This is a genomic window from Bartonella taylorii (assembly GCF_023920105.1).
GTDB classification, from domain to species: Bacteria; Pseudomonadota; Alphaproteobacteria; order Rhizobiales; family Rhizobiaceae; genus Bartonella; species Bartonella taylorii.
In genome coordinates this window covers 1,402,720-1,428,006 of sequence record NZ_CP083693.1, presented here as the reverse complement: position 1 = coordinate 1,428,006, position 25,287 = coordinate 1,402,720, and the positions used below count along the sequence as shown (strand labels likewise).

General features: G+C 38.5%; 21 protein-coding genes, 1 other RNA gene and 1 pseudogene. All 23 read right to left on the bottom strand.

Annotated features, from left to right (window positions below):
• Nucleotides 1-83 precede the first annotated feature (83 nt).
• Entirely contained in the window at nucleotides 84-2,606 is a 2,523-nt protein-coding gene (gene infB / locus LBE40_RS06280; protein ID WP_004858642.1) for a translation initiation factor IF-2, read from the bottom strand.
• On the bottom strand, nucleotides 2,603-3,238 hold the full coding sequence (locus LBE40_RS06275; protein ID WP_004858646.1) for an RNA-binding protein: 636 nt from the start codon (nucleotides 3,236-3,238) through the stop codon (nucleotides 2,603-2,605). The genes infB and LBE40_RS06275 overlap by 4 nt, the downstream gene beginning before the upstream one ends.
• Nucleotides 3,239-4,870 (bottom strand): transcription termination factor NusA, encoded by a 1,632-nt coding sequence (gene nusA / locus LBE40_RS06270; protein ID WP_004858648.1) that lies wholly within the window; start codon nucleotides 4,868-4,870, stop codon nucleotides 3,239-3,241.
• Nucleotides 4,871-4,917: 47 nt separating this feature from the next.
• Nucleotides 4,918-5,568 carry a ribosome maturation factor RimP gene (rimP, locus tag LBE40_RS06265; protein ID WP_081485989.1) on the bottom strand — a complete coding sequence of 217 codons (651 nt, stop codon included), beginning with the start codon at nucleotides 5,566-5,568 and terminating at the stop codon, nucleotides 4,918-4,920.
• Between the two features lie 127 nt (nucleotides 5,569-5,695).
• Complete coding sequence (locus LBE40_RS06260; RefSeq protein WP_004858652.1) at nucleotides 5,696-6,397, bottom strand: tRNA (guanine(46)-N(7))-methyltransferase TrmB; 702 nt, start codon at nucleotides 6,395-6,397, stop codon at nucleotides 5,696-5,698.
• Complete coding sequence (gene metK / locus LBE40_RS06255) at nucleotides 6,384-7,661, bottom strand: methionine adenosyltransferase (RefSeq protein WP_004858654.1); 1,278 nt, start codon at nucleotides 7,659-7,661, stop codon at nucleotides 6,384-6,386. The genes LBE40_RS06260 and metK overlap by 14 nt, the downstream gene beginning before the upstream one ends.
• Nucleotides 7,662-7,795: 134 nt before the next feature.
• Nucleotides 7,796-8,209 carry a helix-turn-helix domain-containing protein gene (locus tag LBE40_RS06250; RefSeq protein ID WP_004858656.1) on the bottom strand — a complete coding sequence of 138 codons (414 nt, stop codon included), beginning with the start codon at nucleotides 8,207-8,209 and terminating at the stop codon, nucleotides 7,796-7,798.
• Between the two features lie 146 nt (nucleotides 8,210-8,355).
• Nucleotides 8,356-9,990: an apolipoprotein N-acyltransferase gene (lnt, locus tag LBE40_RS06245; RefSeq protein WP_040296827.1), complete on the bottom strand. Its 1,635-nt coding sequence runs from the start codon at nucleotides 9,988-9,990 to the stop codon at nucleotides 8,356-8,358.
• Entirely contained in the window at nucleotides 9,953-10,972 is a 1,020-nt protein-coding gene (locus LBE40_RS06240; RefSeq protein ID WP_004858660.1) for a hemolysin family protein, read from the bottom strand. Before LBE40_RS06240 ends, lnt begins: the two co-directional genes overlap by 38 nt.
• 85 nt (nucleotides 10,973-11,057) lie before the next feature.
• Nucleotides 11,058-11,549 (bottom strand): rRNA maturation RNase YbeY, encoded by a 492-nt coding sequence (gene ybeY / locus LBE40_RS06235; protein ID WP_004858663.1) that lies wholly within the window; start codon nucleotides 11,547-11,549, stop codon nucleotides 11,058-11,060.
• A 12-nt stretch (nucleotides 11,550-11,561) separates the two neighbouring features.
• On the bottom strand, nucleotides 11,562-12,671 hold the full coding sequence (locus LBE40_RS06230) for a PhoH family protein (RefSeq protein WP_004858667.1): 1,110 nt from the start codon (nucleotides 12,669-12,671) through the stop codon (nucleotides 11,562-11,564).
• A 162-nt stretch (nucleotides 12,672-12,833) separates the two neighbouring features.
• On the bottom strand, nucleotides 12,834-14,210 hold the full coding sequence (miaB, locus tag LBE40_RS06225; protein WP_004858669.1) for a tRNA (N6-isopentenyl adenosine(37)-C2)-methylthiotransferase MiaB: 1,377 nt from the start codon (nucleotides 14,208-14,210) through the stop codon (nucleotides 12,834-12,836).
• Between the two features lie 31 nt (nucleotides 14,211-14,241).
• Nucleotides 14,242-14,736 (bottom strand): ribosomal protein S18-alanine N-acetyltransferase, encoded by a 495-nt coding sequence (gene rimI / locus LBE40_RS06220; protein WP_004858671.1) that lies wholly within the window; start codon nucleotides 14,734-14,736, stop codon nucleotides 14,242-14,244.
• On the bottom strand, nucleotides 14,736-15,428 hold the full coding sequence (gene tsaB / locus LBE40_RS06215) for a tRNA (adenosine(37)-N6)-threonylcarbamoyltransferase complex dimerization subunit type 1 TsaB (RefSeq protein ID WP_004858672.1): 693 nt from the start codon (nucleotides 15,426-15,428) through the stop codon (nucleotides 14,736-14,738). Before tsaB ends, rimI begins: the two co-directional genes overlap by 1 nt.
• A gap of 499 nt (nucleotides 15,429-15,927) precedes the next feature.
• Nucleotides 15,928-16,956: a YeiH family protein gene (locus tag LBE40_RS06210; protein ID WP_004858673.1), complete on the bottom strand. Its 1,029-nt coding sequence runs from the start codon at nucleotides 16,954-16,956 to the stop codon at nucleotides 15,928-15,930.
• A gap of 65 nt (nucleotides 16,957-17,021) precedes the next feature.
• Entirely contained in the window at nucleotides 17,022-17,627 is a 606-nt protein-coding gene (gene recR, locus LBE40_RS06205) for a recombination mediator RecR (protein ID WP_004858675.1), read from the bottom strand.
• A 36-nt stretch (nucleotides 17,628-17,663) separates the two neighbouring features.
• A complete protein-coding gene (locus tag LBE40_RS06200; RefSeq protein ID WP_004858678.1) occupies nucleotides 17,664-17,987 on the bottom strand; it encodes a YbaB/EbfC family nucleoid-associated protein in 324 nt (107 codons plus the stop codon).
• 14 nt (nucleotides 17,988-18,001) lie between these two features.
• Entirely contained in the window at nucleotides 18,002-19,942 is a 1,941-nt protein-coding gene (locus LBE40_RS06195) for a DNA polymerase III subunit gamma/tau (protein ID WP_004858681.1), read from the bottom strand.
• Nucleotides 19,943-20,171: 229 nt separating this feature from the next.
• An RNA gene (ffs, locus tag LBE40_RS06190) (signal recognition particle sRNA small type) lies at nucleotides 20,172-20,269 on the bottom strand.
• A 948-nt stretch (nucleotides 20,270-21,217) separates the two neighbouring features.
• Nucleotides 21,218-21,625, bottom strand: a complete 408-nt coding sequence (locus tag LBE40_RS06185) for a hypothetical protein (protein WP_004858683.1) — start codon at nucleotides 21,623-21,625, stop codon at nucleotides 21,218-21,220.
• A 426-nt stretch (nucleotides 21,626-22,051) separates the two neighbouring features.
• A pseudogene (locus tag LBE40_RS06180) lies at nucleotides 22,052-22,553 on the bottom strand (prephenate dehydratase domain-containing protein); the annotation flags it as partial.
• A gap of 1,024 nt (nucleotides 22,554-23,577) precedes the next feature.
• Entirely contained in the window at nucleotides 23,578-24,471 is an 894-nt protein-coding gene (locus tag LBE40_RS06170; protein WP_004858690.1) for a prephenate dehydratase, read from the bottom strand.
• Nucleotides 24,468-25,199 carry a 3-deoxy-manno-octulosonate cytidylyltransferase gene (locus LBE40_RS06165; RefSeq protein ID WP_004858691.1) on the bottom strand — a complete coding sequence of 244 codons (732 nt, stop codon included), beginning with the start codon at nucleotides 25,197-25,199 and terminating at the stop codon, nucleotides 24,468-24,470. Before LBE40_RS06165 ends, LBE40_RS06170 begins: the two co-directional genes overlap by 4 nt.
• Nucleotides 25,200-25,287 lie beyond the last annotated feature (88 nt).

Genomic DNA, 25,287 nt, shown 5'->3' with positions numbered 1-25,287 from the left:
AAAGAATAAGAAAGAACAGAGGTATTGTGCATAAAATTCAATAACTTTTCTCATTTTACAGGGAGTAAAGCCACTGGATTATTTTACAATGTGCGATTAATATGTTCGATGCGGAAGGTTTCAATAGTATCTCCTGCACGTATATCTTCATAGTTTTCGAATGCTATTCCACATTCTTGACCACTTTGTACTTCATTTACTTCATCCTTAAAGCGTTTGAGTGTTTTAAGTTTTCCTTCGTGAATGACAATATTATCACGGATAAGGCGAACACCAGCTCCCCGTTCTATTTTACCGTCTGTAACGCGACAACCAGCAACTTTACCGATCTTTGTGATATTAAAGACTTCCAGAATTTCAGCATTACCAAGGAAAGTTTCACGCTGTTCTGGTGAGAGTAATCCTGACATGGCAGCTTTTATATCGTCAACAAGATCGTAAATGATGTTATAGTAGCGAATTTCAATTCCTTGTGTTTTAGCGCAATCACGTGCCTGTTTATTGGCTCGAACATTAAAGCCAATCACAGCAGAGTTGGAAGCTTCAGCAAGAGAAATATCACTTTCAGTGATACCTCCAGCACCAGAATGTACAATGCGTGCACGTACTTCTTCATTTCCTAGCTTTTCTAATGCTGATGCGATTGCTTCAATTGACCCTTGTACATCTCCTTTAATAATAAGGGGAAATTCTTTAATGCCAGTGGTTTGTAATTTGGTCATCATCTGTTCAAGAGAACCGCGAGAACTCGTTTGTCGGGCTACAGCTTTATCACGTGCTAATCGCTGACGGTATTCAGCAATTTCGCGTGCTTTTGCTTCATGAGTGACAACGGCAAAACGGTCTCCAGCCTGTGGTGTTCCTTGCATACCTAAAATTTCAATGGGCGTAGAAGGAATTGCTTCTTTAACGTGACGACCATGATCGTCAATCAAAGCACGCACACGACCCCATTCATTGCCGGCGACAATAATATCAGAAGGATGCAATGTTCCTTTTTGAACAAGAACTGTTGCAACAGATCCACGTCCTCTATCCAGTTTTGCTTCAATAACAACGCCCTCTGCGGTTCGTTTAGGATCTGCTTTCAGATCAAGAATTTCAGCTTGGAGGAGAATAGCTTCGAGAAGTTTATCAAGATTTTGACCGGTTTTAGCAGAAACTTCGACTTCTAAAGTTTCCCCCCCCATGGTTTCAACAAACACTTCGTGTTGTAGAAGTTCTGTACGCACTTTTTGCGCATCAGCAGCTGGTTTATCAATTTTATTGATAGCAACGATAATCGGTACACCAGCTGCTTTGGCATGATTAATTGATTCAATCGTTTGTGGCATGACACTATCATCAGCAGCTACAACTAGAACGGCAATATCCGTAACACGAGCTCCACGAGCGCGCATAGCCGTGAAGGCAGCATGTCCAGGTGTATCAATAAAGGTGATTTTTTGACCATTTTGCTCCACTTGATAAGCGCCAATATGCTGTGTAATACCACCTGCTTCACCAGAAACAACATTTGCTTTTCGAATAGCATCAAGCAGAGAAGTCTTTCCATGGTCGACATGGCCCATAATTGTTACGACAGGTGGACGCTGCCGCATGTTTTGAGTATTATCAGCTATATTAAAAATGCCTTCTTCTACGTCAGATTCCAAAACACGTTTAACAGTATGACCAAATTCAACGGCGATGAGCTCAGCAACATCTGCATCAATAACATCGCCAGGTTTCATCATCTGTCCCTGTTTCATCAGAAATTTAATCACATCAACGGAGCGCTCAGTCATACGCTGCGCAAGCTCTTGAATAGTAATGGTTTCAGGAAGAATAACTTCGCGAGAAATTTTTTCCCTTGGTTCTTGGTTTTGTGCACGTTTAAATTTCTCTTGCCTACGACGCATTGCAGCCATTGAACGTCCACGTGCGCTACCTTCTTCGTCTAAAGCGCTATTGAGGGTTAACTTTCCACGGCGTCGCTCATCAGTACCTTTCACAACTTTAGGGGTACGCACTTCTGATTTAACGGGGCTAGCGCGTCGGTTATGGCGTTCGTCTTCTTTATTATCATCTGCTCTACGCTTTTCAATCACAACTGTATTTTTAGGCGTGATAGGGATATCTATCAATTCGCTAGGGGAGTGAATAGAGGTAAGAGATGGAGTCTGTACTGGTGGGCGTTCTTCTTCTTTGTGTATTTCGGTTTCTTGAACTGATTGCCGCAAACTTTCTTCACGTTCTTTTGCACGTTTTGCTTCTTCTTCAGCTTGTTCACGCGTTATTTTTTCTTGGATATGTGCTTCTTCTAATGCACGAAGTCTTGCTTCCATTTCAGCGGATGAAAGATTGCTTTTAGCAACGGGTTCATGAGGAATTGCCTCTTCGAATCGTGGTTTAGAGCGTTGGGGAGCTACATGCGGTTTCGTGATTGGCTGTTGTACTTCAACTTTTTCATCAGGTCGCGTAATTTTGCGCCGTTTGGTCTCGACAACTACAGCCTTTGTACGGCCATGGCTAAAGTTTTGTTTGACCGTGCTTGTTTCTAGGACTGTCCGTTTTAGGGTTAGTGTCCTCTTGACTGTTGTTTTGTCGTTATTATTTTCACTCATTGTACTTCCTTCACGGCTTGTGCCGTCATCTCACCAAGCTTGATGCGCTTGTCATCACGATAGGCGAGCAGTTTATATATCGTTTTGAGAAATCCTTCGGCGGCTTTGGTATCCAATAAAGCCGCATGCATTACAGGATTAGCGCCAAAAGCTACCTGCATTTCATCACTTGTAAATAAAGATATGGTTTTTATATTCCGATTTGTTTGTTGTTGTATTGTATGGATAGCTTGTGCAATTTTTCGTTTTCCATCTTCTGTAGTTTCCTTGGCATGAAGTACGAGAATAACTTGACCAGAGCGGATAGCTGCATCAACTTTTGTTGCCCCCATAACAATGGCACCTGCTTTTCGCGCCATGGAAAGACTTGAAAGAGCAGATTTTAGCAAAAGTGTATCAACAATATGTGCAAGATTCGGCGCAACCTCAACATCAGTTTTAAAACTTTTGTTAAAAGCTTTCTGGTTGGTTGCTGCTTCAATGACAGAATGGCGAGCAGAGACCCAAACACCACGTCCAGGCAATTTGGCTTTAAGATCAGGGACAATTTGATTATTGGGACCAATAACAAAACGGATCAGCGTTTCTACTGAAGCATTTTTTCTTGTCACAATGCAGGTCCGTTCATTCATTTAAATTGTATCCACGTTCAAATTATCTATTTTTTCATTTTTTGCAGAGTTTCCACTTTCTGCAGGAGTTTCTGTAACAAGATCAGCTTGGTCTATCCAGCCTGCTTGCACACGTGCGGCTAAAACCATAGCCTCTGCATCAGCACGTGTAATATCAAATGGAGTCAGGATACCAGAAAAATTCTGTGTTTGACCTTCTTTACGTTCCCTCCAGCCAGCCAAATCATCGACTGCATAGCCAGCAAAGTCTTCTATTGTTTTTACACCATCTTCACCAACAGCAACCAACATAGCACTTGTCATTCCAGGAAGTGCCCGTAATTCATCAGAAACACCGAGTTTTTTACGCTTTTCATCAAGCTCTTTTTCTTTATGTTCGAGATATTCACGCGCACGGTTTTGGATTTCAGCAGCAGTCTCGTGATCAAAACCATCAATGGAAGCGATTTCTTCGAGATCAATATAGGCAATTTCTTCAATGGAAGAAAAGCCTTCTGATGCCATAACTTGGCCTATTATTTCGTCAACATCTAAAGATTCCATAAACAGTTTACTGCGTTCAGTAAATTCTTTTTGACGGTTTTCAGACTCTTCCTGTTCCGTTAAAATATCAATATTCCATCCTGTTAACTGTGAAGCTAAACGAACATTTTGTCCACGTCGTCCAATAGCAAGACTGAGTTGGTCATCAGGTACAATGACTTCGATACGTTCTGCATCTTCATCGAGGACGACTTTAGAAACTTCAGCGGGTTGTAGTGCATTGACGATAAATGTTGCAGCATCAGGAGACCAAGGAATAATATCAATTTTTTCACCTTGTAATTCTGCAACAACAGCTTGTACGCGACTTCCTCGCATTCCAACACACGCACCAACAGGATCAATGGAACCATCGCGTGAAACAACAGCAATTTTAGCACGTGAACCAGGATCACGCGCAACGGATTTAATTTCTATAATACCATCGTAAATTTCTGGTACTTCCATGGTAAAAAGCTTCACCATAAATTGAGGATGTGTACGTGAAAGGAAAATTTGCGGACCACGCGATTCGCGGTGCACGTCATTGACATAAGCACGAATACGGTCTCCATAGCGAAAGGATTCACGTGGAATTAATTCATCACGGCGTACGATAGCTTCACCCCGACCTAGATCAACGATAACATTACCATATTCTACACGTTTTACTGTACCAGAAATAATCTCACCAATTTTATTTTTAAATTCTTCGTATTGTTGGTCACGTTCCGCATCGCGTACTCTTTGTACAATAACCTGTTTAGCAGATTGTGCTGCTATACGTCCAAAGTCCATAGGAGGTAAAAGATCAGCAAAAAAATCACCAATTTTTGCGTCTGCTTGGCGTTTAAGTGCATCGGAGAGAGTAATTTCAGTTGTATAATCCTCAACGACATCAACAATTTTAAGCAGGCGCTGTAACTTAATTTCACCTGTTTTGGAGTTGATTTCGGCGCGAATATTAGTTTCTTGACCATAACGAGAACGTGCCGCTTTCTGAATAGCATCGGCCATTGCAGAAATGACAATGTCACGGTCAATTGACTTTTCACGTGCAACAGCGTCTGCAATTTGCAGAATTTCAAGCCTGTTAGCGCTTGTAGCCATCAAATTTCTCCTTCTTTGTGCCACACGACGGGCATTTCCCAGTGATATTAACTCTTGTAATTTGACGTCTGTTTTGAGACATTAAGATTATCTTCGGGAATGAGTTGTTGATTTAAATCTTTATTTTTTTTCAACGCGTCGCGAATAAGTTCATCAGTAAGCACCAAATGCGCATTTGTGATATCACAAAAGGGAATAAAGGTGTACATAGTTTCTCCATAAGCGGCTTTATCGGTGTTTAAAGTAAATCCATCTTGCGTGATATTTGTAAGTGTTCCCCGAAATTTTTGGCGCCCATCAATTTTTATTTTGGTTTCAATTTTTGCAATATGCCCTTGCCACTGGAAAAAGTCAGATTTTCTTACTAGTGGACGATCAATGCCAGGAGATGAAATTTCTAAATGATATTTGCGTTCAATAACATTTTGTACATCAAGAAGGGGTGAAATAGTTCGACTAACAGTTTCACAATCTTCTACGGTCATAGAGCCATCAGCACGCTCAATCATAATCTGAAGCGTTAAACCATTTAAACCAAGAAGTTTTACGCGAACTAAACGAAAACCTAAAGGCTTAAGCAATGGTATGATAAGAGCAGCAACGCGCGCTTCAATACCATCTTCTGCAAATAGGCGTGGTTCGCCAAGATCGCTTATTTTTTCAGCTTCGTTCATACATTTTATCCAAGTCATTTTCATCAGTTTTATGATATTAAAAAAGAGCGGGTCCAACGGCCCACTCTTCATCATAAGACCAAGAATTTAGTTACTGATACTCTTAAATTCAAAAATTTTCAAGTTATTTATAAGAAAAGCATTTTATCGATTATTGCTTGATAAAAGTAAGATAGGCTGGTGTTCGTCCTCCGCGTAGAGCTTTTGTTTCATAACGGGTACCTATCCATAGTGGATAAGGGTTTTGCCAATCCCTAGGGCTTTCTGCTTCCCACTCAAAGCTGCTATGCTGTGCACAATAGTAGAGGGTCCAGTTTACATAACTCTCTATATCACTAGCAAAGCGGAATTTTTTACCTTTTTTAAGAACGCGAGCAAAACGGTTAAGATTTTTTATGTTGATGAAACGTCGTTTCCAATGTTTCTTTTTAGGCCATGGATCAGGATAGAAGAGATCTATTCCGTCAAGTGATGCATCTGGAAGCCAATCAAGAAGTTGAGTGGCGTCATCATCATAAAGCCGAATATGATTTTGATGTTGTTTGTGCTGTTCAAGAGACATTAACATTTTTGCCATGCCATTGATAAAGGGCTCGATGCCGATAAAACCAGTTTGTGGAAAATATTCCATTTCATGGAGCAAATGTTCGCCGCCACCAAAACCAATTTCAAGCCGAACTTCTCTTACTTTAGTGGGAAATAAGCATTTTAAGTCTAAGGGCGGGAGGGTATTTAAATCAATGTTAAGAGTTGGGAGAAGCATTTTTATACGCGCAAGTTGATTGTTTCGTAGCCGTTTGCCTTGTCGGCGACCAAAAAAGGCTTCACGCGTACGTGTATTATGGTTCATCATGGTATTTAATCAATGTTTGAAGTGTTTTAATCAGATCCGTTTTTTCCCATGAAAACGAACCATCACGTTTGGGTTTGCGTCCAAAATGACCATAGGCGGCTGTTTTTGTATAAATAGGTTTATTGAGATCAAGATGTTTTCGAATACCAGTCGGCGAAAGGTCCATTATTTTGCGGATGGCTGCTTCAAGAATTTTTTCATCGACTTTCCCTGTTCCATGAAGATTAAGATAAATAGATAAGGGTTGTGCAATGCCAATTGCATAGGAGAGCTGAATGGTGCATCTTTCTGCTAAACTAGCAGCAACAATATTTTTAGCTAAATAGCGTGCAGCATAAGCTGCAGAACGATCAACTTTTGTCGTATCTTTGCCTGAAAAAGCGCCTCCACCATGGGGGGCTGCACCTCCATAAGTGTCAACGATAATTTTGCGTCCTGTGAGTCCTGCATCACTTTGAGGACCACCAATCACAAATTTTCCTGTTGGGTTGATATACCAACGGCATTGATCAGAAATAGGAATATCATGTAAAGCCTGACGAATATAAGGCTCAACCACTGTACGGACTTTATGAGAATCCCAACTTTCATCTAAATGTTGTGTTGAAAGAACAATGGACGTTACCTCTATAGGCTTTCCATTTTTATACCGTATTGTTATTTGGCTTTTTGCATCTGGTCCTAATTTAGCAGTTTCTCCTTCTCCTTTATGGCGGGCAGCGGCGAGAAGTTTTAAAATCTTATGGGCATAATAAATCGGTGCAGGCATGAGATCGGGTGTTTCACGGCAAGCATATCCGAACATGATACCCTGATCACCTGCACCTTCTTCCCCATTTCGATCCGTAGCGTTATCAACTCCGCGTGCAATGTCAGTTGATTGAGGGCGTAACAGAACATCAATTTTAACAGTTTTCCAATGAAAACCTACTTGTTCATAACCAATTGCACGAATAGCACGACGCGCTACCGCACGAAAACGAGCAGGATTTATGCGTGGAAAGCCAGTTTCATCGTAGATAAATTCTCTATTTTTATCTCTTTTTAAGAGTGTATCGGGAACACGCACTTCACCAGCGATAACGACACGGTTTACACTTACGAGAGTTTCACAAGCGATTCGTACTAACCATGGGTCAGTACCGGTTTTTTGAGCTTCTTTGTAAATCATATCAACGATTTCATCGGAAATACGATCGCAAATTTTGTCAGGATGCCCTTCCGATACCGACTCACTCGTAAAAAGATAATCTTGATGCGGCATAGGAACTCCTTCAAAAAAAGAAAACCAACTGTTTATTATATTAATTGTCTATTAAAGCTGCTCCTATTTGCCAATCTCATGGCAAATCGTCAATGCTGATTTATAAGATGAGTGAGAGAAAGATGTAATTTGTTTTATAGTTTGTTTGTCATATCTTCTTCAGAAAGCGCTTTTGCCAAGTCAATGATTTTTCGACGCACTTTAGCATCGGATATGTTAGTAAAAGCACGCATAAGTTGGATTCCTTCACTGCTGGAGCAAAAGTCCATAAAATCATTGTCGCTTTCAGCAAAGCCTTCCATAGGTTGCGTATTAATACCTTTATCAAAAAAATAAGAAACAGGAACATCCATAATTTCTGCAATTGCTTGAAGACGACTTGCTCCAATACGATTTGTGCCTTTTTCATATTTTTGGATTTGCTGAAAAGTGATGCCTAATTTCTCACCTAATTTTTCTTGGGTCATTCCTAAAATGTTACGACGTAAACGAATACGGGTTCCAACATAGATATCTATAGGATCAGGTTTTTTTCTAGTCTCGGTCATAATGCAACTCTTTATTTTCAGCACTCTACTTCTAAACCAACATCAGATTTATTTGAGGTCGGTTTATCATATAATTAAAATAATATGTAACATTTTTTCCCAATGCTACTGGCACACGCAACGTAATACCGTACGTGGATATCTGATTATTTAAGCTGTTTTGTAGAACCAAAACCAATGCCACACAATAGCATAATAATGAATAAGATAAAAGTAGAGAATATTCTGTATTCATTGCTTCCTATGGGGGTAATGGGTGATGGGATTTGTGAATCAATAACGCCAACAGCATTTTGCTGGAGAGCTACAACGATTCGTCCATAAGAATCAATAACAGCTGATATTCCATTATTAGCTGCTCGTATGAGGGGGATTCCTAATTCAACGGCACGAAGTTGTGCTTGTTGAAGATGTTGATATGGACCAGGCGTTACACCAAACCACGCATCATTTGTAACATTAATAATTGCTTGAGGAGAGGGGCCTTTAAAAGTCATTTCATTGGGAAATATTACTTCATAACAAATTAACGGAAGATAAGAAAACCCATTTGGCATCATGACAGTTTTACGTACACTTGCAGCGCTATATCCACCAATAGTATCAGCGAGGGCACGCAATCCAATTTTTTCCAATAAATTCTGATAGGGAAGATACTCGCCAAAAGGAACTAGGTGAAGTTTATCTGAAGTGCTTAAAATATCACCTTTATTGTTAATGACTGCAATTGTATTAAAATATTGTGTTTGCACATTGGGGAAATCATGATTGACGCGTATAGCACCAATAATAGCCCACTGTTTGGGTTTAAGAAGAGAGGCAATGTGCATTGCGATAGCAGGTGAATCATTGAGAATATAGGGAACAGATGCTTCAGGCCATACGATAAAGTCAGGTTCTGGATTCTGATTAGCTGTCGGCATTGTACTAAGATTCATATGAGCTGCTAAGATAGTTTCTGGTAGAGCATCGCTCAATTTGACGTTTTGCTTGATAGAAGGTTGAACAATGCGCACCCAATGATTGCTTTTCTGATAATCGGCGGTGTTAGATGCGGTATTAAGGCGATAAAATCCAAAACCACTGTGAATTAGTATAAGTGATAAGCAAAGAGAAAGCGCGGTTTTCTTTTTTTCGTCCGTTAATAAAACAGTAGGTAAACTATAGACTAAAACAGCAAGAATATTCATTCCGTAAAGCCCTACAATTGCATCTAATTGCATGAGTATAGGGGTTGGCATAGCTGTATAACCAAGGGCATTCCATGGAAAACCTGTGAATAGGATAGCGCGCAACCATTCTGCCAGTCCCAGCGCAAAAGCCAAAACAAAAAAACGTGCTATTCCTTGTGTCCATAAAAAACCGACAATGAAACCAGCAAAAAACCAATAAAGGGAAAGATAGAGAGGAGGACCCAAAATGGCAAATGGCACTGCCCAGCCAAAAGTAACTGGATCTGTCAACAAAGCATTGCACAACCACCAAAGGCTGCAAATAAAATAACTGAAGCCAAAGATTCCACAACTTAGAGCATAGGTTAGAAAGCGTTTTTTATTGTTTTGGATGGCACAGATTGAGTCAAGTAAAACAATAAATATAGGGAAAGTCAAAAAGCAGAGAGGTGTCAAATAAAAGGGTGGAAGTGCAAAAGAAGTAAAAGCACCACAGAGAAACACCCATATTTGCCGCTTCCAGCTGCTAACAGAAAACAAAAAAAGTGTGAAATTTCTTAAAAAAGTTTGACTATTTTTTAGGGATGGCATTGTTCTCAAAATTCTCATTTTCTGGAATGCGAAAAATGCGCAACCGCTTAATCCGGCGTTTATCTGCTTCTAAAATACGAAATTGATAACCAGGCACAGCTTCAACGATTTCACCTTTTGTAGGAATGCGATCAAGAATGGAGACAATCAAACCACCAATAGTATCGACTTCATCACCATATTCGCCTACGGTAAAATCAGGACCAAGAGCTTTTTCCACATCTTCTAGTTCAGTTTTTGCGTCAACAAGCCATCTATTATTGGGTTCGCGCACGATAGCATTGTCAATATGATCATGTTCATCTTCGATATCACCCACGACTAATTCGACGATATCTTCCATAGAAACTAAACCGTCTGTGCCACCATGTTCATCAATAACCAAAGCCATCTGTGTTCGTGTGGTTTGCATACGTGTGAGTAACTTGCTTGCCAGCATAGAACTAGGGACAAAGAGAACTGTTCGAATTAGGTCCAACTCACCGATTGGGGTACGCAAATCCGTATGGCGTAACTGAAGTGAATCGGATTTTTGCTCTGTTTGGGGTGAATTGATAATAAAACGGGTTATATAATTAAGGATATCGCGGATATGGATCATTCCCCTTGGATCATCTAAAGTTTCAGCATAGACAGGTACGCGAGAATGGCCAATTTTTGCAAAACATTTAAGGGCTTCCCCAAGAGAGGTGTTTATTTCCAATGCCTCGATTTCAGAGCGTGGAATCATAACATCATCAACCCGTGCTTCACGTAGACGTAAGATATTATGTAGCATAGTACGTTCTTCAGGTGAGAAGAGGGTTGTGTCTTTTTCATTGTTAGCGGTGAGTGCAACGGTAAGGTCATCACGCAATGACGTATAATTGCGTCCACGTAAAAACGAAAACAAATGATTTATCAGGGAGTATTTTTCCGTATGATTCGTTTGCTGAGAGGGCTGCTCTTCAATATCAGAAGATGTTTGACTGTTATTTTGTGCATTTATTTTGTTTGCCATGATTTTGAAATCTTCTAAACTTTCCTTTTATAATAGAGGCATAAGAGGCTTTAAATTTTTATGATAGTGATATTGATTTTAAAATTTAATTTTTATCATTTAAAGCCAATTCAGTATAGGGATCTTTTATGAAAAGCTTTTGAAGAATTTCCCTTTCAAGCTTTTCCATTTGATGAGCCTCCTCATCTGTTTCATGATTATAGCCAAGAAGGTGAAGAACACCATGCACGATCATATGCGTCAAATGATCCTGAAATAATTTTCCTTCTGTCGATGCTTCAAGTGCAACAGTTTCTCGCGCAATAATGATGTCACCGAGTATGAGCCCAGGGGTCTGTCCAACTTTAAGTGGAAAAGCAGGAAAGGATAATACATTGGTGGGTTCGTTTTTATTGCGCCATTGCGCATTGATTTGTGCCATATGTTTATTATCCGTAAAAAGCAGACTGACCTCACTTATAACATTTTCTAATGAAAGGTGATGCATTGTCGTTGTTAATGCTTTTTCAGTGATATTATAAAGCATTTTTTCATCATTCCACCCAGAGTTATCAATAGTTATATCAATAGTAATCATGACAAATCGAATTTATTTTTTTGAAGAAGTGTTTGAGGATGGCATTTTTTTCATTTGTATAGCAGAATCATGATCATAAGCACGGACGATAGCGGCTACAAGGGGATGGCGTACAACATCTTTTTCATCAAAACGAATGATCGCAATATTTTCTATATGTGAAAGAATGCGTATTGCTTCGATTAAACCTGATTTTTGTCCAGTAGGCAAATCAATTTGACTTACATCACCGGTTACGATCATACGTGTTCCTTCCCCAAGTCGTGTGAGGAACATTTTCATTTGCATGGGTGTGGTATTCTGTGCCTCATCAAGAATGACAGCTGCATGGGCAAGTGTTCGTCCGCGCATGAAAGCAAGAGGGGCAATTTCTATGACGCCAGAAGTTAAAATGCGCTCGACTTTTTCAACGGGGATCATATCATAAAGGGCGTCATAAAGTGGACGTAAATACGGATCGACTTTTTCTTTAAGATCTCCGGGAAGAAAGCCAAGGTGCTCTCCAGCTTCAACGGCGGGACGTGAAAGGACAATTCGTTCAATGATACCACGCTCTAAAAGCATTGTAGCATGGGCAACAGCAAGATATGTTTTGCCTGTTCCTGCGGGTCCTACACCAAAAACAAGTTCATTACGCTCCATTGCACATATATAGGCATCTTGTGTTGGGGTTCGGGCATGGATTGTTTTTTTATGGGTACTTAATCGCGCGAGAATACGTTTTTTTGCAGGTTGGGTTATTGTTGGGGCTTCTTGCTGTTCTTGTAGAAAATTTGCCATGGCAATAGCTCCTTCTGTATCTGATAAAGTGAGCTCTTGATGTGTTTTGGCGCGTTCATAAAGCTGCTGTAATACATATTGTGCGCGTTTTATAGCAGCAAGATTTCCACAAATTAAAACTTCATTACCGCGTGGATGAATATTAAGTTCAAGTTTCTGTTCGATATAAGCAAGATTTTCGTTGAGTTTACCAAAAACTGTTTTTACATATTGATTATTTTCAAAAATCAAAACAACATGGTCAACATCTGATGCACTTGTTTTTCCCAAGATACCAGTATTTTCAGGGTAGGTATTTGCTTTTTCTCTAATGCGCTTTACTCTTTCGGTTGAGGCTTTCAACCTATTCTCCCATATTCACATAAGTGTTGCACACTTCTTAAGTAAATTTCATAAAAGATAATATATCTTTCGTAGAGTGCAAGCTTTAGATATAATCATTCTCTTCGAAAATAAAAGAGCTTCCTAAAATTTAATGTCGTGAATAAGGCATGAGAGATATGTTTATACATTTGCCATTTCACCAACAAAACTGTTTGAACTCACATTTTTAATATGAATTGTCAGCACGGTGCCCATAGAGGCTTGTGTCTCTACGACAACAGGTAAAAGCCAAGGTGAACGACCTACCATCTGCCCCGAGTAACGCCCAGCTTTTTCAATGAGAACATCGGTTCTTTCACCAACTTTAGAACGCAAAAATGCGTTTTGCTGCTCAAGAAGAAGAACTTGTAAGTGTTGAAGTCGAGCATCCTTTACAGCTTCATCAACATGATTTTTCATTGTTGCACCAACTGTTCCGGGACGAGGTGAATACTTGAAAGAATAGGCTGAACTGTATTGCACTTGTTTAATAAGTTTAATGGTTTCTTCAAAGTCTTCATCTGTTTCTCCTGGAAATCCTACGATAAAATCGCCTGAAAAAGCAATATCAGGTCGTGCGGTCCGAATTTTTTCGATAAGCTGAAGATAATGAATGCTTTTATGTTGGCGGTTCATTGCTTTTAAGATGCGATCGGAACCTGACTGGACAGGGAGATGCAGGTAAGGCATCAATATGTCAAGATCTCGATGTGCAGCAATAAGGCTGTCATCCATATCTCGCGGGTGGCTGGTTGTATAACGTAGACGCTTTAAACCATCCAGTTTGGCGAGATGATAGAGAAGATCACCAAGACGCCAAGTTTTTCCATGAGCACTTTGTCCATGCCAACCATTTACATTTTGTCCAAGGAGCGTAATTTCTTTGACACCAGCTTCAATGAGTTGGCGTGCTTCTTCAGTAATTTGTTCAACAGGTCGTGATATTTCAGCACCGCGTGTGTAGGGAACAACACAAAAAGTGCAAAATTTGTCACAGCCTTCTTGCACTGTTAAAAATGCACTAACACCTCGTTTTCTTACAGCACGTTTATTGTGAGGCGGCAAATGAGCAAATTTATCTTCGACAGCGTAGTCTGTTTCGATAACTTTTTTGCCTTGTTTGGCTTTTTCTAACAAGTCTGGTAAACGGTGATACATTTGCGGACCAATGACGAGATCCACGTTTGGAGCACGGCGCAAGATTTCGCTACCCTCGGCTTGTGCAACACAACCAGTCACACCGACCATTAGGGGCTTGTTAGGTGCCCGTTCTTGACGCAGCACGCGCAAACGACCAAGGTCAGAATAGAGTTTTTCTGCTGCTTTTTCACGAATATGACAGGTATTAACAAGAATAAGGTCAGCGTCATTTGGTGTTTGTGTAGTAACATAACCTTGTGAACTTAGACTATCAGTCATTCGTTGGCTGTCATAAACATTCATTTGACACCCATAGGTTTTGATAAAAACCTTTTTAGGAGCAACAGGAGACTTATTTTTAGAATTTATTTTATTCATAGCGCATGTCTAAATGTTTTTTACGCAAATCTCAATCTGTTGTTTGCTTAAAAGTTTTTTGCATAACGATTGCATCTATGCGACTGTTTTTTGATGGGTAATAAGCAGGGCGTTTAGCAATTTTTTGAAACTGGAAACGCTGATAAAGATTCAAGGCAGAAAGATTCGTCTCTTCTACTTCTAGGAAAAGTTTTATAGCACGTTCATGGCGAAGATGGCGTAGTGTACTATCGATAAGCAAAGTGCCAATTCCTTGTCGACGAAAATGAGGATGAACGGCAATTGTGATGATTTCTGCTTCATCAAGAATGAGTCGGCAGAGGCAAAATCCTACGATTTGATCTGGTTGATCAATGAGAGAGGCTTTGTATCCAAAGATAGAGTGATCTGTTAAGAAATTATCAAAGGCTTGTTTTTCCCAAGCAGGAACAAAACAGTACTGGTGAATTTTATGAAAGGAAGCACTATCATTAGCTTGTAGCGGAGCAATATAAAAATATTTTTTTGTCAATGAAAACCCAGACATTATTTTTTTCGTGGTAAAGCAAAACCGGTTTGTTGTTTTACGTCAGCATTGCGTAAATAGAGTGGGCAGGGTGGATTTTGTGGTTGTTTGTTTTCAGCAAGATGGGCATAGCTTACAATATCAGCTGCTTCGCAGAGAATTGGGTCTCGTACGATTTTTCTGTTTACCTTATTGTTTTTAATGTACAGTGCAATAATATCAGCTGCTGGACCAGTTAGTCTCGTTGGTTGGGGTAAATCTTCGATGATATTTTCAATTGTTTTTAACTCAGGTAGTCCTAAAGGTGTGAGATCTTCATTAAAATTTTGATGATAGAACATATCTCTTCCGGCATCAATGACAACTGTGGTTGCTATTGCTGGTGCAGTATTTTTGTTGGTTATCGTCTGTGCTGCCAGTGCCTCAAGTGCGCTTATTCCAACAGCTGGTATTTCTAGCGCTAATGCCAAAGCTCTTGCTGTTGAAACAGCGACACGTACACCAGTAAACGATCCAGGTCCAATATTAACAGCAATACGATCAACTTGATCAAGAGTAATATTAGTTTGGTCAGTTATTTGTGCAATGTATCCAATGAGTTTTTCGGCGTGCCCTTTATTCATACGTTCGCTGATGTGTGCAATGACCGATTTATGACGAATGAGTGCAACGGCACAATAAATTGAAGCAGTATCTATGGCAAGTATAAGCATAAAAATATTTTAGTTGGATAATATGATAAAAAAGTCTTCTGTGTTTTCTAGTTTTTTATTTGATACGTTGGGTGTTAATTTAATCCTTATTATATCCTGTTACAACACATAGTAAGCAAAAACAATTTGAAAGGAAAAAATTATGAAACCACATTTATTATTTTCCCAATAAGAGCATATTCTGTAAGCTTTTTGTAAAAACTTGATTTTTGTTAAAGTAGCAAAAAATAAAAAACAGCATTTTTTTGCTGAATTATGCATTTTTGTACCATACTGCTTGCAAGCAATTATGTGCTGAAAAGCAGTTGAATGAGAAATTGAACGCTTGCTATTACTATTAACATCAAAGCGCATTCGTTCTTTATATATAAAATGATAAAGAATTTTTTTTTGCAATCTTAACCTAGTTTTATAAAAAGACTATTTCAGTGTCCATAAACACCTTTAGAGGCGTTTGCAAACTCTGCTGAAAAAAGAAAAAGTATTTTAATGTGTTATTTCAAAAAGTTATATGATTCATACCACTCAATTGTATCATGATAAGGCTACAAATGCCGAGGATAAGTATTGAGCAAGTCGAAGCCAAAATGACGCGCCATCCTGCTTTTTTTAACGAGTGGATATCAACGCCTAATCCTAATGCAGCCATTGAAATAACGGTCAACAACTGAGCGATAAGTTTGATGGGATTAATAGTTTTTTCAGGGATAAGACCACTTGAGCGAACAAGCATCATGATAATAAAACCAATAATAAACCATGGGATGAGGGTGTGTAGACGTAAGCGTGTTTGTGCTGATCGATTATAGATGATTGACAAAGCGAAAATAAGAGGTCCTAACATTAAAACCCGCACCAGTTTAACAACGGTTGCAATTTGAACACTTACAAAAGAGACAGATGCTGTTGCTGCTAAAACCTGTGGTACAGCATAAACAACCATGCCGGCCAGTACACCGTATTGGCTAAATGACAAATTTAGAAGTGGATGTAAAAAGGGTAGAAATAAAATAATAAGAATCCCTAAAAGAGCAGTGAAAGCAATTGACGCAGCTATATCGTCATGTTTTGCTTTAATGACAGGTGCAACGGCGACAATGGCTGAATTGCCACAAATAGCATTTCCACAAGCGACTAGCATTGCTAAATGTGTAGAAAGCCCGAAAAGTCGGCCGATGGAGAAACTGAGGATAATTGTTACAAATATAACGAATATGATGCTAGCAAGCAAATTCCAACCAGCGGAAAGAACTGTGTTAATACTAATGCTTGCTCCTAAAAGAACAATAGCAATTTCGAGAAGTGTTTTTGCACAAAAGGTGATACCTTTTTGAAAATATGTTGGCAAATTAAAACAACTACTGGCAATAGATCCCAAGAGAATTGCCAAAACAAGGCTTTCAAGCCACGCTTCTGCGAAAAGTTGTGTTTCTATAATTTCTAAGCCATAAGCTAAGGCTGATATGAGTAAACATACTAGAATACCAGGACCAAAGTTGTTTAAAAGTGAGAGATTTTTCTTTATCATTTTAATATTGCCCCCTAAAAAGAAATGATAGTGAATAAAGAGAGAATAGGTAAAAGAGAAAAATTTTAGAGATTTGTTCTCGCTTGTAAAGCTGCTGCTAAAGTTCCATCATCAAGATAATCGAGCTCGCCTCCCACAGGTACTCCGTGTGCAAGTCGAGTAATTTTAACGGAGAAGTTAGAGAGCTGGTCAGTGATGTAGTGAGCAGTTGTTTGTCCTTCAACAGTAGCGTTGACCGCTAGAATAATCTCCGTAATCGAGTTTTCTACAACGCGCTGTATTAAGGGAGCGATTTTGAGTTCGTCAGGACCTATCCCATCTAAGGCAGAGAGACGTCCACCCAATACATGATAACGTGCTGCTAAAGTTTTTGCGCGTTCAAGAGCCCACAGATCAGCAATATCCTCAACAACAATAATTGTTGCATCATCGCGGCGTGGATCTGTGCAAATTGAACAAGGATCAATTGTATCTACATTTCCGCAAACAGAACAAATGCAGACTTTGTCTACTGCTATTTGTATTGCTGCTCCTAAAGGTTCCAATAATGTTTCTTTTTTTTTGATAAGGTGAAGAGCAGCACGGCGCGCCGAACGCGGTCCAAGACCTGGTATTCGCGCTAAAAGCTGAATAAGACGCTCAATTTCAGGTCCTGCAATGTGTTTATACATATTATCGTTCCAAGGGATTAAATAAAATCCGGTTCATTAGAATGGGAGTTTGAAACCTGATGGCAGTGGTAGCCCTGCTGTTATGTTTTTAGTTTTTTCTTCTATAGCTATTTCAATTTTTGCTTTAGCTTCATTATAGGCTGCGATAATCAGATCTTCAAGAATTTCAACTTCTTCAGGCTTGAGTAATGAAGGATCAATTTCGATTTCTGTTATGATATTTTTGCCGTTTAAGGTGATGTTGACAAGACCACCACCAGAAGTACCAGTCACTTGTAAGTTTGTTACTTCTTCTTGAATTTTCTGCATTTTCTCTTGCATTTCTTTGGCTTTTTTCATCATGCTCATCATGTCACGCATAGAAATGAGTATCCTTATTCATCGTTGATATTATTTTCATTTTCAAAAGTTTCGGTATTTTTAAAAGTATCAGGGGATAAATCAAGATCGTTTTCTTGTTTATTTAGGCGAATATCGACAATTTTTGCTTCTGGGAAATGATTGAGGATTTTCGCGATATCAGGATCTGCCTCTGCATTGGAAAAAAGCTTCTTTTGGATAGCTACCTTTTCTTCTTGTAAAGTTGGTCCTCCTCCTTCATGAACGAGTGTTATAGTCCAACGTTTCCCAGTCCATTGGGAAAGCATTTTTTCTATATCGCGTGCAAATAAAAGTGGGGCACCTTCAGCAAGTCTCAAAGTAATATGCCCTGGTTCAAAAGAAACAGGATGAACAAATTCTTTAATAAGAAGCTTGAAAGGAATATCATTATATCTTTCAGCTAATTCAACAATATCATGCAAAGAATTAATAACTACGGTTTGAGGTTCAGTAATTTTTTTTATTGTTTGCGTGGGGGGATGCGGTAAATTTGCAATATTTTCAGAAAGATCAAAAGATTGAGAAGTTTCAAGAGTGTCTATTATTTCAGGGGCTTTAGTGCTTTCCAGAGTTTGAATTTTGATTGGATCTTTTGATTTTAAGGCTTGGTCTAATTGGTTTTCCAAGGGTGTTTTGCAATCTGTTTGATTGGCTGGTGTGTTTGAAACGTTTGAGGAAGAATGAGCATATACAGCTGTTACTCTTGCCACATTGTTGGCATTTGTAGACTCTTGATGAGAAGAATTTTGAATGGTTGTGAGTGGTATTTTTTCTTGGTTAAGCTTTTTCAAAGCTTCATCAAGAGTTGGTAGATCAGCAGTGTGAGCAAGCCGAATAAGCAACATTTCGGCCGCTTGAAGCGGACGTGCAGTTTGGCTAACTTCCTGTAAGCCTTTGAGTAACATTTGCCAGTTTCGGGATAAAACAGGGATGGAAAGTTTTTGTGAAAAATCTAAGCTTCTTAAACGTTCATCTTCAGTAAGCGAGAGATCTTCAGCTATCTCTGGAGTAAAACGTAGACGTGTAACCAGATGATTGAAATCAGCCAATTCTGTCAATATAGTGAGAGGATCAGCACCTGCATCATATTGGCTGCGTAATTCATGTAATGCATTTACAACATTACCCTTCATGATAAATTCAAAGAGATCAATAACACGTGCTTGATCAGCTAAGCCTAACATAGCACGCACTGCAAGAGCACTGACGTTACCATAGCTATGCGCAATTGCTTGATCAAAAATGGATAATGCGTCACGTACAGAGCCTTCCGCAGCGCGAACAATCATGGAGAGTGCTTGATCTTCCACTTCTACGTTTTCACGTTTTGCAATTTGGCGCAAATGCGCGCTCAAAATTGTCGATTCAATACGCCGTAGGTCAAAACGCTGGCAACGCGAAAGAATCGTAATGGGAACTTTGCGAATTTCTGTCGTTGCAAAAATAAATTTTACATGCGCTGGTGGTTCTTCAAGTGTTTTTAATAAGCCATTAAATGCTTGCGTTGAAAGCATGTGGACTTCATCAATAATATAAACTTTATAGCGTGCAGCAACAGGACGATAACGTATTTGTTCAATAATTTCACGAATATCATCAATACCCGTATGCGACGCCGCATCCATTTCTATAACATCGATATGGCGCCCTTCAATGATTTGTGTACAATGTTCACCAAGTGTATTCAATACGGTTGTTGGTTGGTCAATATCTTTTGTTTTGTAGTTGAGTGCACGTGCCAAAATACGCGCAGTTGTGGTTTTGCCTACTCCGCGAATTCCTGTTAACATCCATGCTTGTGCAATGCGGCCTGTTTCAAAAGCATTCGTAAGGGTACGCACCATAGCTTCTTGACCAATGAGGTCAGAGAAGCTTTGAGGTCGATATTTGCGAGCAAGAACACGATAGGTCGTTTCTAGCTGCATATTTTCCATCAATGATTCCAACTTTGAAGCTCTTTATCGTACATTTAGATAACACAAAAGTACAAGTTAATACTCTACTCTAATATAAAAGGATTTTTTCTCAATCAATTTATTTTTTAAAGAATTGGCCAATTTGCTTAAAGACAGTCCAATCCCTCTATTTTTTACACGCGCAATGTCGCTCTGAAAATTAAAGATATTCCACTGAAAAACAATAAAATACGATTTTCTCAGCAAAAAAGGAGGTTGGTACAATGACCCGTACCAAGACTCGTTAGGGCTGCTTCTTTCCAGACCTGACCCGGTTGGCGAGCAGTTCGTCCACCACCAACCTCCCAAACTCATATTGTCGATTTAAAATGAAAAATCAAGCAAAGAAACGAAAAATATGACAAGAACAAAAAAGAATTTTCCCTTTGAGGTTAATGTCTTGTACTATGGGCGACAAATAAGGTGGGAATTTATCGGTTTTTATTGGAGTAGTTCACCATATTTACTTGCTATGAAAAAAGTGCTTATTTTTCTCGACATTAAGGAAACGCTCATTAGCTAAAATTCGTCTCGAGGGGAGAGGGGCATTTATTTTTCTGAAGTTGTTCAATGAATTATGGGAAGTTTGCAACAGCAAAAAGGAGGGGATAAAGTATACACATTAATTTAATGAGCTGAAATTGGAAAACTTAGGGAAATATTGTTGCCAAATAGTGCAACGTAATCTGTATCATATCGCTTTAAATAGCTGATGAATTCTTTAAAAGTTAGAGAAAAGTAAAATTAATCTTTCTTTAAAGTAAGTTTAAATGAATGTGGCATGAAACACAGTCCATTTATGAGTTTTACCATGACTAAAATAAAATGAGACTAAGATTTCTCGTATGTGTTATGGCACTCAGTTTACTATTAGCAGAACATAGCATATCTTCTGCTTTACATTATTACTATATTTGGAAGATATAGAACAAACTTACAAGACTATAGCAGTTTTTCGTTACTTCTCTGCTGATGTATGTGATTTATAATATTTTGTAGCAATTTCGAGATGATCCAACTGCAAAGATGGATATGTTATGCTTGTTAAAAAAATTACTCTGAGTACAAAAATACAAAACGGTTTAATTTGCTACACAATTTACTTAAATATTTAATTTCACCGTGCAAGTACCGAACCCCAACCCTACAAGAAATCGGGATTTAAGGGTTTATGACGCCCGATTTCTCAAGAAAAGATTTACCGGAGCAATTGAGGCGGCCTCCCCAAGAACTTAGGGATTCTTGGAAATATTATCAATCGTAATCCCCTGTATCACAATTTGTTCCGACAACTTTTTTCTTAGTAATATTTTTAAAAATATAATTTCCTGATGAAGGGAAACTTATATCGAGAGATTTTACATTTTTAAGTGTGAAGATCTTATGTTCTTTATCATGTGTTATTTTCTTTTCATCGTCAGCAACAATTTTTAATTTGTTTAAGTCAGAAGGGACAGAGTACGATAAAGCAAAAGATGCTTTTTTAGGCTTAAATGTTTTGCAAGAGTATTCAACGCCTTGATGTTTTGTATCGGACGTACCAATTGTAACACTTTCGTCCGGCGCAAAATCCCATTTTTTCTCACTAAATCCAGCAAATGCTACGCTGGAGCAAACGAGTATACTAGTGGTTAATATTCCTTGAATGAAGATCTTTTTCATTATTTTTCCCCTTTTATATTGAATACGCTTGATCATAACGCAGTTTTCGTAAATATGAAAAGATCAAATTTAACGCAAACAGTATATTTAAATTGTATTTTCAGCTTTTTGAACGTTACCTAAATCTAAGATAATTGAAAGTATTATTGTCTGATATATTCTGATAGCAATTTAAATTATTTTATGACTTTTCTTAAGAAGATTTACGGTCTTCCTTTGAAATAAATTGCTATAGAAGATTATCTTTTTTCTCAAAGAGCATTCTGTTGTATGAAGTGAATGGGATGGTCAAAGAAAATCTTGTGTTTGGTGCTTAATGTTTTTCTGTGATAAACTTATATCCTTTATTACGTAATGCATAGAGGAGTGTTATCGGAATAGTTTGAGCGTTTTATGAATAGATGCTGTTGTTCATTTTGATTTTTTTCATATATGCGGAGTTCGATCGTTTTTAGCTGGGTAAATGCCAATAATGCGAAATTCGGCAGAAAAGAAAGCCAGTTCTTCCAAGGCATGTTGCATCATGCGATCTTCAGGATGTCTTTCTGTATCGACGAAAAACTGTGTTGCATTAAAATTCCCACCAATTTGGTAACTTTCTAATCTTGTCGTATTAATACCGTTTGTAGTAAAGCCACCCATAGCTTTATAAAGGGCAGCTGGCACATTGCGTACTCTAAAGAGAATGCTTGTGATAATTTTTTCGCCGATACATATTGTCGAGAACGCGAAAGTATGACAAAACGGGTAATATTATGGGGGCTATCTTCAACATTTTTTTCAAGAATATCAAGCCCATAAATTTCTGCTGCAATCAGAGGAGCCAAGGCGGCTTGTGAACGTTTGGTATCTTTTTAATAAATTTTACTACTCCTACTATATCAACAAAAATGACATGTTTCCAGCCATTTTTTCGTATAATTTTACGGTATTCCAGTTTTCTGTAACAGCTGCACAATGCTTAATTTTATCATATGCGTATAAAAACTCAGATTCACAGAAATCTCCTATTTTGATAATTCACGAAACCGTATTTTTTTAAGGAATAACTGAACAATTGGGTAGGGCTACCCAACGTAGATGCTATTTAAAAGGGCATCAATAATGTCCTGCATCACAATCTATGCCAACAACTCTCTCATTTGTGGTATTTGTAAAAATATAGTTTCCCCACCAAAGGAAGCTTAACCCGAGAGATTTCACCTTTTTAATAGTAAATACTTTATTTTTTTTATCATCAGTTATTTTATCGTCATCATTAGCAACAATTTGTAGTCTGTTTAAATCAGAAAGAGAAAAGTGTGACAAAGTAAATGACACTTCCTTAGGTTCAAATTCATTACAACCATATTCCGCTCCGTCCCTAAAATCGCTGTCTTCAGGAGGTTTCTTAATTGTGACACTTTCACCTGGTGCAAATTCCTATCTTCTTTCACCAATCCCAGCAAATGCGCTACTGCAGTAAGCAAGGATATGTATCGCTAATAACCCCTGAGAAAGAATTTTTTTCATTATGTTGTTTCCTTTTATCTGAAGATACGATCAATCGTAAATCACTCTCAGTAAATATAAATAAAGTAATCTTTATCTAAGAATTGTGAGGTTAAGCCTCCGTTCCTCAATTTAGAAAAAACATTATGAAAACTTTAAGACACGAGATACTTAAATAGATTATTTTTTTGTGCATTTTGATGACATATTAAATTGTTCTCTGGTGTTGTTTTGAAAGTTTACAATTACCTTTTGATATGAATTGCTAAAAAATCTGTTTTTATCTTCAAGAAAAGATTTTTCATATGAAGGCTTGAGAAGCTCAAGAGAATTTTATTTCGGTGTTTGCGTTATTTTGTTATTTTTGCTAAACAATATTGGTTATTGCGCAAGTTTGTAAAAAAATGTTCTCCAAATAATTCAAATGTTCCATGAATGGACGCTGTAGCTCATTTTCTTTTTTAGTTCTTATTTTCAAAGTTAATTACATGGCATCTGTGTGGTGTGCGATCTTTTTTAGCTGGATAAATACCGACAATGCGAAATTCAGCAGAAAAAAAGGCCAGCTCTTCTAAGGCGAGTTGCATCATGGGTTCTTCAGGATGTCCTTCTATATCGACGAAAAACTGTGTTGCATTGAAATTCCCACCAATTTGGTAACTTTCTAATTTTGTCATATTAACACCGTTTGTAGCAAAGCCACCCATAGCTTTATAAAGGGCAGCCGGCACATTGCGTACTCTAAAGAGAATACTCGTGATAATTTTTTCGCCATTTTGGGGCTTTGGTACATATTGTTGAGAACGCGAAAGTATGACAAAACGGGTAATATTATGGGGACTATCTTCAACATTTTTTTCAAGAATATTAAGCCCATAAAGTTCTGCTGCAATCAGAGGAGCCAAGGCTGCTTGTGAACGTTTTGCATTTTTTTTAATAAATTTTGCAGCTCCAGCTGTATCGGCGGCAGTGACAGGTATCCAGCCATTTTTACGTATGATTTTACGGCATTGTGCAAGGGCATGTGTATGGCTGTGGACGGTTTTAATTTCGTCATGCGTGACACCGGGTAAAACCATTAGTTGAAAATGGATAGGCAAAAAATATTCACTAATAATATAAAGGGATGATTGTGGTAAAAGGTGATGAATATCCGCAACACGGCCAGCAAGAGTATTTTCAATAGGAATCATAGCAAGATCAGCCTCTCCGTTTTCCACGAGGTTGAGTGCGTCTTCAAAAGTGGCAGAGGGTACAGCATCCATATTGGGAAACATGTTGAGGCATGCTGTATGAGAATTGGCGCCATATTCTCCTTGAAAAGAGATTTTATTGGTTTTTTTTAATGTTTTCATGCTAAAATTTTGCGGACTCTCTCAAGATCACGTTGTGTATCAACGCTTAAAGGAATTGTATTGATTATTTCTACATCGATACGCATATTATGTTCTAAAGCGCGTAATTGTTCAAGCTTTTCGCGTTTTTCGAGCGCAGACGGTTTGAGCGTTACAAATCGCTCAAGCGCTTCACGTCGATAGGCATATATTCCAATATGATGGTAAAGAGGACCATCTCCATAAGGGGCTGTAGCGCGGGTAAAATAAAGAGCACGCAGGCGATTTTGAGAAAATGGTGTACCAATAATTTTGACGACATTGGGATCTGTTTTTTCATTTTCCTCGACGATTTTAGCACCTAAAGTTGCAATATCAGTGGAACTATTTTCTAGGGGGTTTAAAGCGTTGATGATTTCATTAGGAGTTATCGTTGGCAAATCACCTTGGACATTCAAAATAGCATTGTAACGTTGTTCGGGATCAATATGAGTTAAAGCTTCATAAATGCGATCAGATCCAGATTTATGATGGCTACATGTCATAATACATTCATACCCGTAAGCTGTAACGACTTTAGCAATATCGTTATGATCTGTTGCAACGATAGTACGTCCAAGTGCAGCTTTTTTTGCTTGTTCAGCAACGTGAACAATCATCGGTTTTCCAGCGATCTCAGTGAGAGCTTTTTGGGGTAGACGCGTTGAATCTATCCGAGCGGGAATAAGAATAATCGGTTCAAGAGTCATTTGCAAAGTTCCAAAATTCCGCATGTAATGCATTTATAATGTTGTTTATTACAAGGAAAAAGCTTAAACTAAAATTAGTAATCAAAAT

Bases quoted from the DNA above. Each gene is read 5' to 3' on its own strand.
- infB (WP_004858642.1), bottom strand. From the start codon at position 2,606: ATGAGTGAAAATAATAACGACAAAACAACAGTCAAGAGGACACTAACC.
- LBE40_RS06275 (WP_004858646.1), bottom strand. From the start codon at position 3,238: ATGAATGAACGGACCTGCATTGTGACAAGAAAAAATGCTTCAGTAGAA.
- nusA (WP_004858648.1), bottom strand. From the start codon at position 4,870: ATGGCTACAAGCGCTAACAGGCTTGAAATTCTGCAAATTGCAGACGCT.
- rimP (WP_081485989.1), bottom strand. From the start codon at position 5,568: ATGAAAATGACTTGGATAAAATGTATGAACGAAGCTGAAAAAATAAGC.
- LBE40_RS06260 (WP_004858652.1), bottom strand. From the start codon at position 6,397: ATGATGAACCATAATACACGTACGCGTGAAGCCTTTTTTGGTCGCCGA.
- metK (WP_004858654.1), bottom strand. From the start codon at position 7,661: ATGCCGCATCAAGATTATCTTTTTACGAGTGAGTCGGTATCGGAAGGG.
- LBE40_RS06250 (WP_004858656.1), bottom strand. From the start codon at position 8,209: ATGACCGAGACTAGAAAAAAACCTGATCCTATAGATATCTATGTTGGA.
- lnt (WP_040296827.1), bottom strand. From the start codon at position 9,990: ATGAGAATTTTGAGAACAATGCCATCCCTAAAAAATAGTCAAACTTTT.
- LBE40_RS06240 (WP_004858660.1), bottom strand. From the start codon at position 10,972: ATGGCAAACAAAATAAATGCACAAAATAACAGTCAAACATCTTCTGAT.
- ybeY (WP_004858663.1), bottom strand. From the start codon at position 11,549: ATGATTACTATTGATATAACTATTGATAACTCTGGGTGGAATGATGAA.
- miaB (WP_004858669.1), bottom strand. From the start codon at position 14,210: ATGAATAAAATAAATTCTAAAAATAAGTCTCCTGTTGCTCCTAAAAAG.
- rimI (WP_004858671.1), bottom strand. From the start codon at position 14,736: ATGTCTGGGTTTTCATTGACAAAAAAATATTTTTATATTGCTCCGCTA.
- tsaB (WP_004858672.1), bottom strand. From the start codon at position 15,428: ATGCTTATACTTGCCATAGATACTGCTTCAATTTATTGTGCCGTTGCA.
- LBE40_RS06210 (WP_004858673.1), bottom strand. From the start codon at position 16,956: ATGATAAAGAAAAATCTCTCACTTTTAAACAACTTTGGTCCTGGTATT.
- recR (WP_004858675.1), bottom strand. From the start codon at position 17,627: ATGTATAAACACATTGCAGGACCTGAAATTGAGCGTCTTATTCAGCTT.
- LBE40_RS06200 (WP_004858678.1), bottom strand. From the start codon at position 17,987: ATGCGTGACATGATGAGCATGATGAAAAAAGCCAAAGAAATGCAAGAG.
- LBE40_RS06195 (WP_004858681.1), bottom strand. From the start codon at position 19,942: ATGGAAAATATGCAGCTAGAAACGACCTATCGTGTTCTTGCTCGCAAA.
- LBE40_RS06185 (WP_004858683.1), bottom strand. From the start codon at position 21,625: ATGAAAAAGATCTTCATTCAAGGAATATTAACCACTAGTATACTCGTT.
- LBE40_RS06170 (WP_004858690.1), bottom strand. From the start codon at position 24,471: ATGAAAACATTAAAAAAAACCAATAAAATCTCTTTTCAAGGAGAATAT.
- LBE40_RS06165 (WP_004858691.1), bottom strand. From the start codon at position 25,199: ATGACTCTTGAACCGATTATTCTTATTCCCGCTCGGATAGATTCAACG.